Here is a 13,165-nt window from a genome sequence, read left to right on the forward strand (position 1 = left end):
CATGGATATCAAGATTGGTTTCGCTGATTCCGCACGTGAACTCATTATTTCCTCCAATTCCAGCCAGGATGAGGTGGCTGCAAAGGTAGCTGAGGCCCTGGCCGACGACTCCGGTGTCTTCGACGTGACCGACGATAAGGGCCGCCGTTACCTGGTCCGCAACAACCGCATTGCCTACGTTGAGGTCGGAACCAACACCCCGCGCACTGTCGGCTTCGCCGGCGCTTAAACGGGGTAGTTGGAGCAAGTGGCACAGGAACCATTTCTGGTGCGGTTCGCCCGCGACTACGGCTGGCGTGCCTACGCCATCCCAGTGCTGGCGGTGATCACGGTCTGGGTGTTGATGGACGTCTTCTCCACCGGCAACGCCTCCCCGGAGGCGGCGCCGGAGACGCCGAACTTATCCACACCCACCCCTGACCCGACCCCACTCGCAGGTCCGGACCCTGCAGATGCGGATCCTCTGTCCATTCCTCCCACTGAGCTCCCACCGGGCGGGCCTTTCACCGGACAGGGACAAGGCACGTTCCGTCATATCGGTGATCCACTGCCCAGGGTGGGTGAGGGCCGGACCTTCACCTACATCGTTGAGGTCGAGAACGGTATCAATACGGCAGCGTACGGCGGTGATGACGGTTTTGTTTCCATCGTGGATGCCACCCTGTCCAACCCCAAGGGTTGGATCGCCGATCCCCAGTTCGCTTTCCAGCATGTGGCTCCCGATGAGGACCCGGATCTCCGTATCCAGCTCACCTCCTTGGAGACCACCCATGCATTGTGTGGGAATGACATCGCGATGGAGACCAGTTGTTTCTATTCTGATGGGAATCGGGTACTCATCAACGAATCCAGGTGGGTTCGGGGTGCCATCCCATTCGACGGGGACCTTGGTTCCTATCGCCAGTACCTGATCAATCACGAGGTCGGTCACGGTCTCGGGTATGCCGCCCATGATTTCTGCGCTGCCGATGGTGAGCTCGCGCCGATCATGATGCAGCAGACGCTGAGTGTGAACAACTCGGAACTGTTCCGCATCAATCCCGGTGAGGTCTATCCGGATGATGGCGCAACCTGTGTGTTCAACCCGTGGCCGTATCCGCGGGGACTGTGATGTCTGACCTTGAGGAGAATCATGTCCGAGCAACTTCCTGATCACATCCGCGATGCCTTCCAGGTCGGTGTCGGTCCTGCTGAGAGGTTGGGTGAAGCGTGGGACCATGGTTTCCGTGTCGGAAACACTGTCTTCTCCCGGGTGATCAACCCGGAGATCGCTTCGTGGTCATCCAAGGTGCGTGAAGGGCTGCGGCCGGAGGGTGTCCGGGTGGTTCGGCCAATCCGTTCCACAGATGGCCGGTTCGTGGTGTCGGGGTGGCGGGCATCGGTATTTTCGACAGGTGTTATCAGCCACCGGGTGGATGAGACTGTGGTTGCCGCTTTGCGTCTGGCGGATGGACTCATTGATGCCCCCAGACCCGAACTCGCGCCGCTGAGTCTGTTCACCCGCGCAGATGTCCGTGCGTGGGATGATCAGTCGGGCCGTATCGGGGCACTGTTGCACCCTATTGATCGTCTCGATCAGGTCGGTCATGCCGACATGTTGGCCACCACGTTGTTCTCGGGTGCGCAGCCGCCGGTGGTCACCGATATCGTTCCTGTGGTGCGCCCGCATGGATTCACGGCGGCGCTGGTGATGGTCGATGGTCTGCTGCTCGGCGCTGCAGATGAGGGGATTCTGCGTCGGTTCTCACATCTGCCGGACATCGAACAGCTTCTGCTCCGTGCATTCCTGTATCGCCGTAATGTGCAGGAGCTGTCAGGCAACAGTGACCCGAATGTACTTTCTAACCTGGACAGGGCTGAAGCGACACTCGTGTCGTATGTTTCTGACAAACTCTAGGTATGTCGGAGTACCAACCATTCATCCCGAAAGATCCTGATGTCCGTCTTGTACGGGCAACCCCGAGCCTTGAGCCACGCGTGTGGTCGGGGCCTGCGGAAGAGCTCATCCGTACTGGCACCTCCACCTGGCGGGTCACCGGTGTCGCCGGTGCCGGTGTCAGTTCCCTGGTCATCGATACCGTCATTGAACGGATTCGCATGGGCTGGGATCCGTCCTCCATCCTGATTGTCGCCGCATCAAAGGAATCAGCGGGGCGGTTGAGGAGGGAGATCTCCGAACTGGTCTCCGAACTGGATTATGTTTCCGAGGGGGCGATGGTCCGTTCCGTCCACTCGTTGGCGTTCGCTCTCATCCGTGACTGCACCGATGAGGATGTCCGTCTGATCACGGGTGCGGAGCAGGATGCGGTGATCCGTGAACTGCTCCGCGGCCACGCTGACACCAATCGTGGTGGGTGGCCAGCGGAGCAGCGTGAGGGCCTTCGGATGGTGGGTTTCGCCAGGCAGCTGCGTGATTTTCTGTTGCGTGCGGTGGAACGTGGTGTCGGGCCCGATGACCTGATTGGTTATGGCGAACACTTCGATCGCCCCAACTGGGTGGCGGCAGGTGAGTTTCTCCGCGAATATAAGCAGATCATGGCGTTGTCGGGCAGCCATAGCTACTCAGCGTCTGAACTTGTCACCGAGGCACTGGCATGTCCGGATCCGCGCGTGACATACCGTGGTGTCTTTGTCGATGATGCGCAGCACCTTGATCCGAAGTCGGCGGAGCTGATTGCCAGGTTCATCCCATCCGCCGAACTCACGGTGATCGCAGGTGACCCGGAGCAGTCGGTGTTCCACTTCCGCGGTGCCAACCCGGATTTCCTCATTGACTTTCCGGCGGAGAATTCGCTTCATCTGGAGGAGAGCAGGAGGAGGGCGTCGATAAGCATTGCGGTCGCTGAGACCGCATCGGCGCACAATGACGTGCTCGCTGACACCGTGCGGCGCGCGCATCTGATTGAAGATGTGGACTGGTCGGACATCGCGGTGATCGTGCGTTCGGCCGGCATGATCGCGCCCGTGCGGCGGGTGCTGCTGGCGGCGGGTGTGCCGGTGCACATCAGCCCAACTGATGTGGTGCTGTCCGAGCAACGTATCGTCGCCGCCATGATTCTGGGGCTGCGCGCGCTGACCGAGGATCTCACCCCGCTGGAGTTGGAGGATCTGCTGCTCGGCCCGATTGGTGGTGCCGATCCGGTGACGCTGCGTCGCCTCCTCCGCGGTCTGCGGCAGGCGGAGATGCGTGCAGGCGGGCACTGTCGTGCGATCGAGGTGCTGCGTGTCCTGCTGAAGGGCGACGGTGATGATGCGCTGCTGAGTTATCTCACCGAGCGCGAACTCCAGCTGCTGGAGCGGGTCAGATCGGTGCTCGCTGCGGGCCGCTCAGCTCTGGACGGCAGCATCGAGGAGGTGCTGTGGGCGATCTGGTCGGAGACCGGGCTGTCCGAGCATCTCTCGGCTGCCAGCCTCCGAGGTGGCGCGGCTGGTTCCCAGGCTGACCGTGACCTGGACGCCATGATGGCGCTTTTCGACGCCGCCGGCGACTACGTCGAGCGCTACCGCTCCGCGAGTCTGCGCTCCTTCATCCTCCACATCTCTGAACAGGAACTGCCCACCGGTGTCCGTGAACGTCGCGGCATCTCACCTGAGGCCGTCACCGTGACCACCGCGCATGCGACGACAGGGCGGGAATGGAAACATGTCATCGTCGCCGGAGTCCAGGAGGGGAGTTGGCCGTCGCTGGGGGAGACCGGCACGTTGCTCGGACAGGAGGAGCTGGTGGATCTGGTGGATGAGGACATCGACCCCAACATCTTCATCTCCCGGTCGGTGGACCGTCTGGCGGAGGAACGGCGCCTGTTCCATGTCGCCACCACCCGTGCCAGCGAACAACTCCTGGTCACAGCGGTGAACTCACCAGATTCCGATGAGGTGCTCGAGCCCTCACGGTTCCTCACTGAACTCGCGGAGAACACCGGCCGTGAGATCACCCACGTCGAGGGAACCGGCGACACCACGCTCGCTGAACCGGAGATCCTCGGACACCGATTGCTGTCTGTGCCCGCCCTCGTTGCGGAACTTCGACGGACAGTGACCGACTCATCAGAGCTGGGGAGCCGGCGCAGCCAGGCGGCCCGGCAGCTCAACCGCTTGGCCGCAGCGGGCATCCCCGGCGCGGACCCGGGGAGCTGGCTCGCTCTCCGTGAGCCCTCCACCACTGAAGAGCTGGTGCCTCCGGGGCAGGTGCGACTGTCGCCGTCGCGCATCGAGGCGCTCATGAACTGCCCGCTGCGCGCCGCGCTCGACCGGCTCGACAGCGAGGATGAGACCCCGGTGGCGATGCTGCGTGGCACGCTCGTCCACGCGTTTGCGGAGGCCGTGGCCCGCGGCGCCGACCCTGACCGCTCAGCCGAGATGGTCACTGAGGCATACATGGACCTGGCCAACGTGCCCAGCTGGTCGCGCGAGGCGACGGAAGACGCTTTTCGACGCACCGTCAACCGCACCCACACCTGGTTGCTCACCTCCCGCGCGACCTTCGACCTCGTCGGCATCGAAACAGACGTCCTCGTCAACATTGATGAGGATGTATCCATCGGTGGTCGCATGGACCGGCTCGAACGCAACGCGGCCGGTGAACTCGTGGTGGTGGATCTGAAGACAGGTCGTTCCGCCGCGACACAGAAGGACATGGCCGAACACGCCCAGCTGTCCGCCTATCAGTTGGCTCTGTCCCGCGGTGTGCTCCACGGCGATCGCATCGAGGATCCGCTTCCTGGAGAGACCCCGGATCCGGTCGGTGGTGGCGTGTTGGTGTATCCGGCACATGATGCCAAGGGCATCACCACCCGTGACCAGGCTCCCAAGTCGGAGGCGGAACTCGATGAGTTCGCCGCTCTGCTTCCCCAACTCGCACACCTGCGCCGGGGGCCGAACCTCCTCGCGCGGGTGAATCCCACCTGCAGTAACTGTCCCGTCAGAAGTCTCTGCCCAGTTCAACCGGAAGGACGTCTCATCCATGGCTAAGGTTTCCCCGGTGCTGTTGTCCCGGATGCTGGGGCAGGAACATGCCCCCACCGATCAGCAGGCCGCCATCATCGGTTCCGAACCCGGGCCGCTACTCGTGGTTGCCGGTGCCGGTGCAGGAAAAACAGAAACGATGGCCGCCCGTGTGGTGTGGTTGGTGGCCAATGGTCTGGTCGCCCCGGACCAGGTCCTCGGGCTCACCTTCACCCGTAAGGCTGCGCAGCAGCTCTCGCAGCGTATCCGCCACCGGTTGGAGACCCTCGCTGGCATCCCCACGTTGCGTGACATCGATCCCACCGGGGGCATCGCACGTGATCTCCAGGCGATCACACCCACGGTGTCCACCTATGACTCCTATGCGGGCAGTCTCATCCGCGAATACGGACTGCTATTGCCCGTGGAACCATCGGCCCGTCTGATTACCCAGACGGAGCTTTATCACATCGCGAGACAGGTGGTGGACAACTACCGGGGTGAACTCACCGCCAGCCAATCACCCGCCACAGTGACGGAATACCTGCTCAAGCTTGTCTCGGAGATGGACAACCACATGGTGGATCCGGAGGACATCGTCGATGAGTCCTGGCCGTTCATCAACCTCTTTGATGAGCTGCCCAAAGGCCCCCGGCAGAGGGATGCCCTCTCCCAGACGATGGTGGGTTGGCGCGACACCCAGATCACCCGCCTCCAGTATCTGCCCCTGGTGGAACAGCTCAAACAGGAACTCCATGACCGGGCTGTGATCACCTTCGGCGAACAGATGAGCAAGGCGGCACGCCTGGCATCCACGCATCCACAGGTGGGGTACTCGCAGCGTCGTCGCTTCCGGGTGGTCATGCTTGATGAGTACCAGGACACCAGCCATTCCCAGCGGGTGCTCCTGCGCAGTCTCTTCGGCGGAACTGATCCGGGGCTGACGGTCAATGCGGTGGGTGACCCGATGCAGGCGATCTACGGATGGCGGGGGGCTACGGCTGCGAACCTGGAGAACTTCATCGGTGATTTCCCCAAGATCTCCCTGGAGACCCGCACCGATGCACCGAAACGCGAACTGACCACCAGCTGGCGTAATCCGCCGGAGGTGCTGGAGTTGGCGAATGCCGTATCCGCCGAAGTCCTTGGTCCGGGACCGACCCGCACCGTTCAACCTCTGCAGCCACGGCCCGGCGCACCGACAGGTGAAGTATCGATCGGCTGGTTCGCCACCGCACAGGAGGAACGGACCTTCGTGGCTGATGAGATCAAGAAGTACTGGGATGCCCGCAGTGAGAAATTCACCGCCGCGGTGCTGGTCCGTAAACGTCGACATTCCGAACCGATGGCCGCGGAGCTGCGCGCACGGGGCATTCCGGTGGAGATCGTCGGACTGTCCGGCCTGCTCGATGTGCCTGAGGTCGCTGACATGGTGGCGATCGCGACGATGTTGGTCCGTCCGCAGGACAACCGCGCGTCGCTTCGCATCCTGGGGGGACCGCATGTGGGCCTGGGTGTCGCCGATATCCAGGTGCTGCAGAAACGCGCCGCGAATATCGCGGGACGTGTCCGTTCCTGGGAGGAGAAACTCCAGCCGGAGGATCCACTGGAGAAGCTCGCCGCCCAGATCGCAGATACCGTCCCTGCGGAACCGGAGGAGATCGTCGGACTGGCGGATGCCGTATCGGATCTGGGTGAGGCCACTGATTTCAGCGAGGAGGGACTGCGGAGGTTGCGTCGACTGTCCGCCCAACTCCGTCATCTGAGGACCTCGAGTCTGGGTAGGTCCGTGGCGGATATCTTCGCGGACATCGAGGATGTCTTTGGGATCCGCACCGAGGTGCTCGCCCGTGAGAACCCCCGGGCTGATGGTGCCGTGGGAACGGTTCACCTCGATCGTTTCGCCGATGAGGTGGCGGCACATTCGAGTATCGGTCTGCCTGAGCTGCTTGATTACTTCCAGTTGGCGCAGAATCAGGAGGATGGTCTGGAACCGGGTGAGGTGACGGTGCGCAGTGATCGTGTGCAGATCCTCACGGTGCACAAGGCGAAGGGCCTGGAGTGGGATATTGTGTCCGTTCTCCACGCGGACGCCGGTACCTATGATGCGAAGGCATCGACGTGGTTGACCAATGTCACGGCGGTGCCCTCGACCCTGCGTGGCGATGCCGGGGAGGGTACCCCGGTGCTGGACACCTCGGGTGCGGAGGATCGTAAAGAATTGGAGAATGCCTGTAAGGACTATATCGCTGAGGTTCGTGAGGGTCTGGCAGAGGAGAATTCACGGCTGTTCTATGTGGGCATCACGCGCAGTGAACGTGTGTTGATGGTGACGGGTTCGGCGATTGATGGCACCACGGTCAAACCCAAATCCCCATATTCCCACCTGGAGATCCTGAAGTCCACGGCGCCTGATGCGGTGGTGACGTGGTGGGAGGGGGATGAGGCGGACGTCGCAAAGCTGCCCCCCGAGGAGGGGATCTACCCGCAGGTGGCCGCATCGGCCGGCATGGCTGAGGGGGCGGCCCTCGTGCGGGCGACGCCGGTGGCGGCGTCGCAGGATGGCGGCCTGGAGGAGCTGTGGGAACGCGAGGTGACGGTGCTTATCGACGAACACCACCGCCTCCAATCGCCCACCCTCGCCGTGGAAATCTCCCGTGAACTGACCGCAACTGATCTGGTCAGTCTGAAGAACAACCCGGAGCAGTTCGCCCGGAGGCTACGCCGACCCGTGCCCTTCAAACCGAACACCTACGCCAAACGCGGCACCCAGTTCCACCAGTGGTTGGAGGATCGTTTCGGCGCCACCGCCCTGCTGGATGAGGATCAGCTGCCCGGCATGGATGAGGAGGAATCCGCGAGCACCTTCGCTGAACTCAAGGACTCCTTCCTCCAATCCCGGTGGTCGGATCGCACCCCCACTTTTGTGGAGCACCCCTTCGAGGTGGTCATCGGCGGACACGTGATCCGCGGACGCATGGATGCTGTGTTCCAGGAACCTGACGGCACCTGGCTGGTGGTGGACTGGAAGACCGGACAGACCCCGAAAGGCCCGGAGATGGCCGCCGCGATCATCCAGTTGGCCGTATACCGCATCGCGTGGGCGAGCCTGCGGAAGATCGATTCGGCGCAGGTCCGAGGTGCTTTCCATTATGTGGCACACAATCACACCTTTGAACCGGACCATCTACCTGAAGTAAGTGAACTCGCCCGACTTCTGGATGGGGAGTAAACGCATATGATCTAGAGGGAAATGAGAGAGGATGTGAGGGATGAGCAGACATTCCCGCCGCGACAGTGACCTGTCGGGTCTACCCGACCATGCGCTGCTGAGCATCATCCGGATGCCGGCGGCCGCGAAGATCAGTCCATGGTGGTTGATGTTGCGACGTGTCGCCTATGCCCTGCTGCTCACCCTCGTGGTCACTCTCATCGTCTACTTTGATCGCGGTGGATACTCGGAGGAACTGACCTTCGTGGATGCACTGTATTACTCCACCGTGTCATTGACCACGGTGGGTTACGGCGACATCACCCCGATCACCCAGGAGGCACGCCTGCTCAACGTGCTGGTCATCACCCCGTTCCGCATCGCCTTCCTGGTGCTGCTGGTCGGAACCACCCTGTCCGTGCTCACCGAGGAATCGCGCCGGGCTCTGCAGATCCAACGTTGGAGGAGACGAATGCGCAATCACACGGTTGTTGTCGGATACGGGACGAAGGGCCGTTCCGCTGTCGCCGCATTGCTCGCCGATGGTGTCGCCGCAAATCAGATCGTGGTCATCGACACCGACCCCGTCGCACTGGACGCCGCCAACAATGACGGACTGGTCACCGTGCGGGGTACCGCCACCAAGGCCGATGTGCTCCGGATCGCCGGGGTGCAGCGGGCCCGCGCAGTGGTCGTGGCACCCAACCTGGATGACACCGCCGTGCTGGTCACTCTTTCTGTGCGGGAGATCGCTCCCCGCGCCATGATCGTGGCATCTGTCCGTGAATCCGAGAATCAGCACCTGTTGGAACAATCCGGTGCGGATTCCGTGGTCATCTCCTCTGAGACCGCCGGCCGCATGCTCGGGCTCGCAACCGTCACCCCGTCCGTGGTGGAGATGATGGAGGACCTGCTCTCACCCGATGAGGGTTTCTCGGTGGCGGAACGTCCCGTCGCGGAGGATGAGGTCGGTTCCAACCCCCGGCACCTCGCCGACATCGTCCTCGGGGTGGTCCGTTCCGGTGAGCTCTACCGCATTGACTCCCCGGAGGCGGAAACCGTCGAGCCGGGCGACCGGCTCTTGTATGTCCGCCGAGTCTTCAGCGATGATGTGAAGGATTAACATGCACATTCTCCCCATTGGCCCCCGTGACGAGATTCCAGTCCGCGATGGCCGTCCCGTTTTCCTCAACGACCACCCTGGGAACCCGGTCTCTGTCGCGCCGGGCTTCTTCGCGGTACGCGTCACGCATGCCGACGTGTCGCGGTTGGGACAGGCGGTCGCGCCGCGCGACCTGAGAGATAAGCTTGTCGACGCCTCCGTCAGCCTCCTCCGCAACAGCGAGCGTGTCCGTTTCGACCCATCAGATGGCAGTGAACTCCGTTACGCCGATAGCGGGGTCGCCTATGGTGCCAGCGGCCGACCATTGTTTCCCCGTCTGGACCCCGCGGTGATCGGCATCGTGGAGTTAACCGGTGCGGAGCGCATTCTGCTGGGGATGAATGCCCAGCGAAAGAATTATTTCTCCCTGATCGCGGGTTATGTCTCACATGGTGAGAACCTCGAGGACGCCTTCGCCCGTGAGGTGCTGGAGGAGACCGGTCGTCGCGTCGGTGACATCACCTATGTGGCGAGCCAGCCGTGGCCGGTGTCCGGTTCCCTGATGGTGGGCATGCGGGGATTCACCGAGGATGAGGATCAACAGGCGGAGACCGATGGTGAACTCGCCGAGATGATCTGGGTGGGGGCACGCGATATCCTGGAATGTCGGATCCCGATCGCCCCACCCGGATCCATCGCCCACGACATGATCCACAAGTGGGCGAATGAGAAACAACACTGACTTTTCCAATGAAGGGGATTTTGTGATCAACCTGCAGGACCTCGATGAGGACCAGCGTATCGCCGCCACCGCACCCCGTGGTCCGGTGTGCATCCTGGCCGGCGCCGGAACGGGTAAGACCCGGACCATCACCTATCGCATTGCGCACCTGATCGATCAGGGTTTCGTCAGTCCCAACCGGGTACTCGCGGTGACCTTCACCTCCCGCGCCGCCGGGGAGATGCGACACCGCCTCAGCCTCATGGGCATCGGGGGAGTCCAGGCACGCACCTTCCACGCCGCGGCGCGCAAACAGTTGATCTACTTCTGGCCACAGGTGGCGGGCAACCTGCCGTGGAAACTGCTGGACAACAAGTTCCCGCTCGTTGGCCGTGCGGTACGTGGCGCGAGGATGGAATCCCAGACGGAGAAAGTCCGCGATATCCTCGGCGAAATCGAATGGGCGAAGGCCTCGCTGATAACCCCGGAGCAGTATCCGGAGAAACTTGGATCCCGCACCCCGCCCGCGCCCGCGGAAAAGGTCGCGGAAGTCTATGCCCGTTATGAACGGATGAAGTCCACCGGGGACGGGATACTGCTGGACTTCGATGATCTCCTGCTCCATACCGCCGGCGCCCTGGAGAACTCCCCGGCCGTGGCTGAGGAGTTCCGCGGACAGTACCGCAGCTTCGTGGTGGATGAGTACCAGGACGTCACCCCGCTCCAGCAGCGGGTGCTGCAGGCGTGGCTCGGCGACCGTGATGATCTGACCGTGGTCGGTGACGCCAACCAGACGATCTACTCCTTCACCGGGGCCACGCCGAGTTATCTGCTTAACTTCTCCCGCACATACGAGAATGCGACCGTCGTCAAGCTGCAGCGGGACTACCGCTCAACGCCGCAGGTCACCGACCTGGCCAACACCGTCATCGGTCAGGCCAGGGGGCGTGTGGCGGGCACACGCCTGGAACTGGAGGGCATGCGTGCACCCGGACCGGAACCGGAGTTCACCTCCTACGATGACGAACCCACCGAGGCCCGCGAGGTGGCGGGCAAGATCCTCACCCTGCTTGACCAGGGGATTCCAGCCTCTGAGATCGCCGTGCTCTACCGCATCAACGCACAGTCGGCGGTGTTCGAGCAGGCACTGTCGGATGCCGGGATCATGTACCAGGTTCGCGGCGGCGAAGGGTTTTTCACCCGCAGTGAGATCCGTCAGGCGCTCACCCAACTGGTGCGGGCATCGCAGCGGGACATCGATGAAACCAACCTGGTCCGTCTGGTCCGTCGCACCCTGGTGCCCCTCGGCCTGTCCACCGAGGAACCCGAAGGCGCGCAGGAACGCGAACGATGGCAGTCGCTGAACGCGCTCGTTGATCTGGTCGAGGAACTGGTCACCGCCACCCCTGACCTGACGCTGCAGGGACTGCTCCGCAAACTCCACGAACGACAGGAATCAAAGCACCCGCCCACCGTCGAGGGCGTCACGCTCGCCTCGCTCCATGCCGCGAAAGGTCTCGAATGGGACGCGGTGTTCCTGGTCGGGCTCGTTGATTCCACCCTGCCCATCAGTCACGCGATCAAGGCGGGTGATGAGGCGATCGAGGAGGAACGACGCCTCTTCTACGTCGGTGTCACCCGTGCCCGCGAACACCTCCACGGCTCATGGGCACTGTCCAGGCAGGAAGGTGGCCGGAAATCGCGTAAACGCAGTCGGTTCCTCGACGGCATCGTCTTTGACACCGAACCGGAATCCGGCACCCCGCGGGCGAACCGTCAGCGAAACTGCCGGGTGTGCGGCAACCCCCTGGACACCCCTGCCGAACGGGTGGTGGGACGCTGCGGATCCTGCCCTCCGCAGGGCGATGAACAGATCTTCGAACAGCTACGTACGTGGCGCAATGACACCGCCCAGCGGGAGAATGTGCCCGCCTACATCGTGTTCACCAACGCCACGCTCATGGCGATCGCCGAAACGATGCCCACCGATGAGAATGAGCTGCTCAATGTCCCCGGTATCGGGCCGATGAAGATCGAGAAGTACGGTGATGCGATCCTGGGCATCCTGGCAAACTGAGCCTGTCTCAGTTGATGGAGACTCCGCCGCACCGTGGTGCACCGAGGGGGAGTGACGCATCCGAGGGGAACCAACACTCCTCCGGGATGTAGGTGATGGTCGCACGCTGTCCGTCCAAGTCGAACGCTGTGTCGTTCGATCCATAAGGAGTTTGTTCTCCCAGGAGAACCATTTTCGCTTCCCGCGGCATCGGCCCATCCGGGTTGCCTGACTGCCGCGCTGTGAACATGGTGGGGGAGTCAAAGATCAGGACTGCGAAACGGAAAGTGTCGTCCTCGCCATTGGGTGTTCGCTCCAGGCCCTGGTGGCGGGCGAGCTGCGGGGCTGTCATGACCCGGATTGTTCCGGCTGCTGTGTATCCATCAGCGCCGGGATCTGTGGGGGGATCCTCCCCAAGGGTTGGCTGGGGAGCCAGAACCTGCCTATCTGCCTGTGTATCTGCCTGGATGTCTGCCTGATTGCTTGTCTGGCCGATCGTTTCGAGGGCGCTGCGATCAGAAACCGGGTAGAAGGTGATGGTGGACGTACTTTCAGAGGGCGCTGTCAAACTGTCTTGGAATTCCACACCGTTTGGTACGAGACGGTCGCCCTCGAGGATGAATCCGCGGACGGTGGTTCCAGCACGGGAGGCGTTTCCCTCCACCTGGAAAATCTGATTACCCTCGGGCGACTCGGCCACGCGTGCCCGATATCCACCGCCGCTGCTGGCCCCACTCACAAGGGTGTCATCTGATGTCAGGAGAGCACCATTCTCGGATGTACTGAAGACCCGGACCGGACTGATGTAGTCAGCGCCTTCCGCTACCAGTAGTAGTTCAGGTATGTCATCGCCGGTCATCTCGATTAAGGCGTATTGGTACTGGCCGGTCAGGTTATAGCCGGCACCGCCCTGGAAATTGTATTGTTCGGGATTGTCCAGCACGTCGGTGTAGAGGTCGCGGGCTGTATCTGTCCGGGAGGGAACAACAGTGGTGTCTTCCTCTGTAGTTGGAGCGATACTCCGGGTACTGGTGACGGTGGTGGTAGATGGAGCCTGGTTGCTGTTGGAGTCGGCGCAGCTGACAAGCCCCATCGCCACGACGAGTCCTATTATTACAGTGCGAAATGATT

The 13,165-nt window shown here is 62.3% G+C and carries 9 protein-coding genes; 8 read left to right on the forward strand and 1 reads right to left on the reverse strand.

What is annotated here, in order from left to right; translation table 11 throughout:
- Nucleotide 1: 1 nt before the first annotated feature.
- From CFAEC_RS03320 to CFAEC_RS03355, 8 genes are read left to right on the forward strand one after another with little or no spacing between them, the layout of a single operon-like run.
- On the forward strand, nt 2-229 hold the full coding sequence (locus tag CFAEC_RS03320) for a DUF3107 domain-containing protein (protein ID WP_290278800.1): 228 nt from the start codon (nt 2-4) through the stop codon (nt 227-229).
- Between the two features lie 18 nt (nt 230-247).
- The gene (locus CFAEC_RS03325) at nt 248-1,111 is read left to right on the forward strand and encodes a DUF3152 domain-containing protein (RefSeq protein WP_435384254.1); all 864 of its coding nucleotides are present in this window, start codon (nt 248-250) and stop codon (nt 1,109-1,111) included.
- 21 nt (nt 1,112-1,132) lie between these two features.
- Complete coding sequence (locus CFAEC_RS03330; protein WP_290278805.1) at nt 1,133-1,897, forward strand: TIGR02569 family protein; 765 nt, start codon at nt 1,133-1,135, stop codon at nt 1,895-1,897.
- Nucleotides 1,898-1,899: 2 nt separating this feature from the next.
- On the forward strand, nt 1,900-4,971 hold the full coding sequence (locus CFAEC_RS03335) for a PD-(D/E)XK nuclease family protein (protein ID WP_290278807.1): 3,072 nt from the start codon (nt 1,900-1,902) through the stop codon (nt 4,969-4,971).
- Nucleotides 4,964-8,176 carry an ATP-dependent helicase gene (locus CFAEC_RS03340; protein WP_290278809.1) on the forward strand — a complete coding sequence of 1,071 codons (3,213 nt, stop codon included), beginning with the start codon at nt 4,964-4,966 and terminating at the stop codon, nt 8,174-8,176. The genes CFAEC_RS03335 and CFAEC_RS03340 overlap by 8 nt, the downstream gene beginning before the upstream one ends.
- Nucleotides 8,177-8,216: 40 nt before the next feature.
- The gene (locus CFAEC_RS03345) at nt 8,217-9,278 is read left to right on the forward strand and encodes a potassium channel family protein (RefSeq protein ID WP_290278811.1); all 1,062 of its coding nucleotides are present in this window, start codon (nt 8,217-8,219) and stop codon (nt 9,276-9,278) included.
- A gap of 1 nt (nt 9,279) precedes the next feature.
- The gene (locus CFAEC_RS03350; protein WP_290278813.1) at nt 9,280-9,999 is read left to right on the forward strand and encodes an NAD(+) diphosphatase; all 720 of its coding nucleotides are present in this window, start codon (nt 9,280-9,282) and stop codon (nt 9,997-9,999) included.
- Nucleotides 10,000-10,021: 22 nt separating this feature from the next.
- Complete coding sequence (locus tag CFAEC_RS03355) at nt 10,022-12,055, forward strand: ATP-dependent DNA helicase UvrD2 (protein WP_290279793.1); 2,034 nt, start codon at nt 10,022-10,024, stop codon at nt 12,053-12,055.
- 7 nt (nt 12,056-12,062) lie between these two features.
- On the opposite strand, the gene CFAEC_RS03360 is transcribed toward CFAEC_RS03355, so the two are convergent.
- Nucleotides 12,063-13,133 (reverse strand): hypothetical protein, encoded by a 1,071-nt coding sequence (locus CFAEC_RS03360; RefSeq protein ID WP_290278816.1) that lies wholly within the window; start codon nt 13,131-13,133, stop codon nt 12,063-12,065.
- Nucleotides 13,134-13,165: the final 32 nt, after the last annotated feature.

The sequence above is a fragment of the Corynebacterium faecale genome (assembly GCF_030408735.1).
Classification (GTDB): Bacteria; Actinomycetota; Actinomycetes; order Mycobacteriales; family Mycobacteriaceae; genus Corynebacterium; species Corynebacterium faecale.

Bases quoted from the DNA above. Each gene is read 5' to 3' on its own strand.
- CFAEC_RS03350 (WP_290278813.1), top strand. From the start codon at position 9,280: ATGCACATTCTCCCCATTGGCCCCCGTGACGAGATTCCAGTCCGCGAT.
- CFAEC_RS03340 (WP_290278809.1), top strand. From the start codon at position 4,964: ATGGCTAAGGTTTCCCCGGTGCTGTTGTCCCGGATGCTGGGGCAGGAA.
- CFAEC_RS03335 (WP_290278807.1), top strand. From the start codon at position 1,900: ATGTCGGAGTACCAACCATTCATCCCGAAAGATCCTGATGTCCGTCTT.
- CFAEC_RS03330 (WP_290278805.1), top strand. From the start codon at position 1,133: ATGTCCGAGCAACTTCCTGATCACATCCGCGATGCCTTCCAGGTCGGT.
- CFAEC_RS03345 (WP_290278811.1), top strand. From the start codon at position 8,217: ATGAGCAGACATTCCCGCCGCGACAGTGACCTGTCGGGTCTACCCGAC.
- CFAEC_RS03320 (WP_290278800.1), top strand. From the start codon at position 2: ATGGATATCAAGATTGGTTTCGCTGATTCCGCACGTGAACTCATTATT.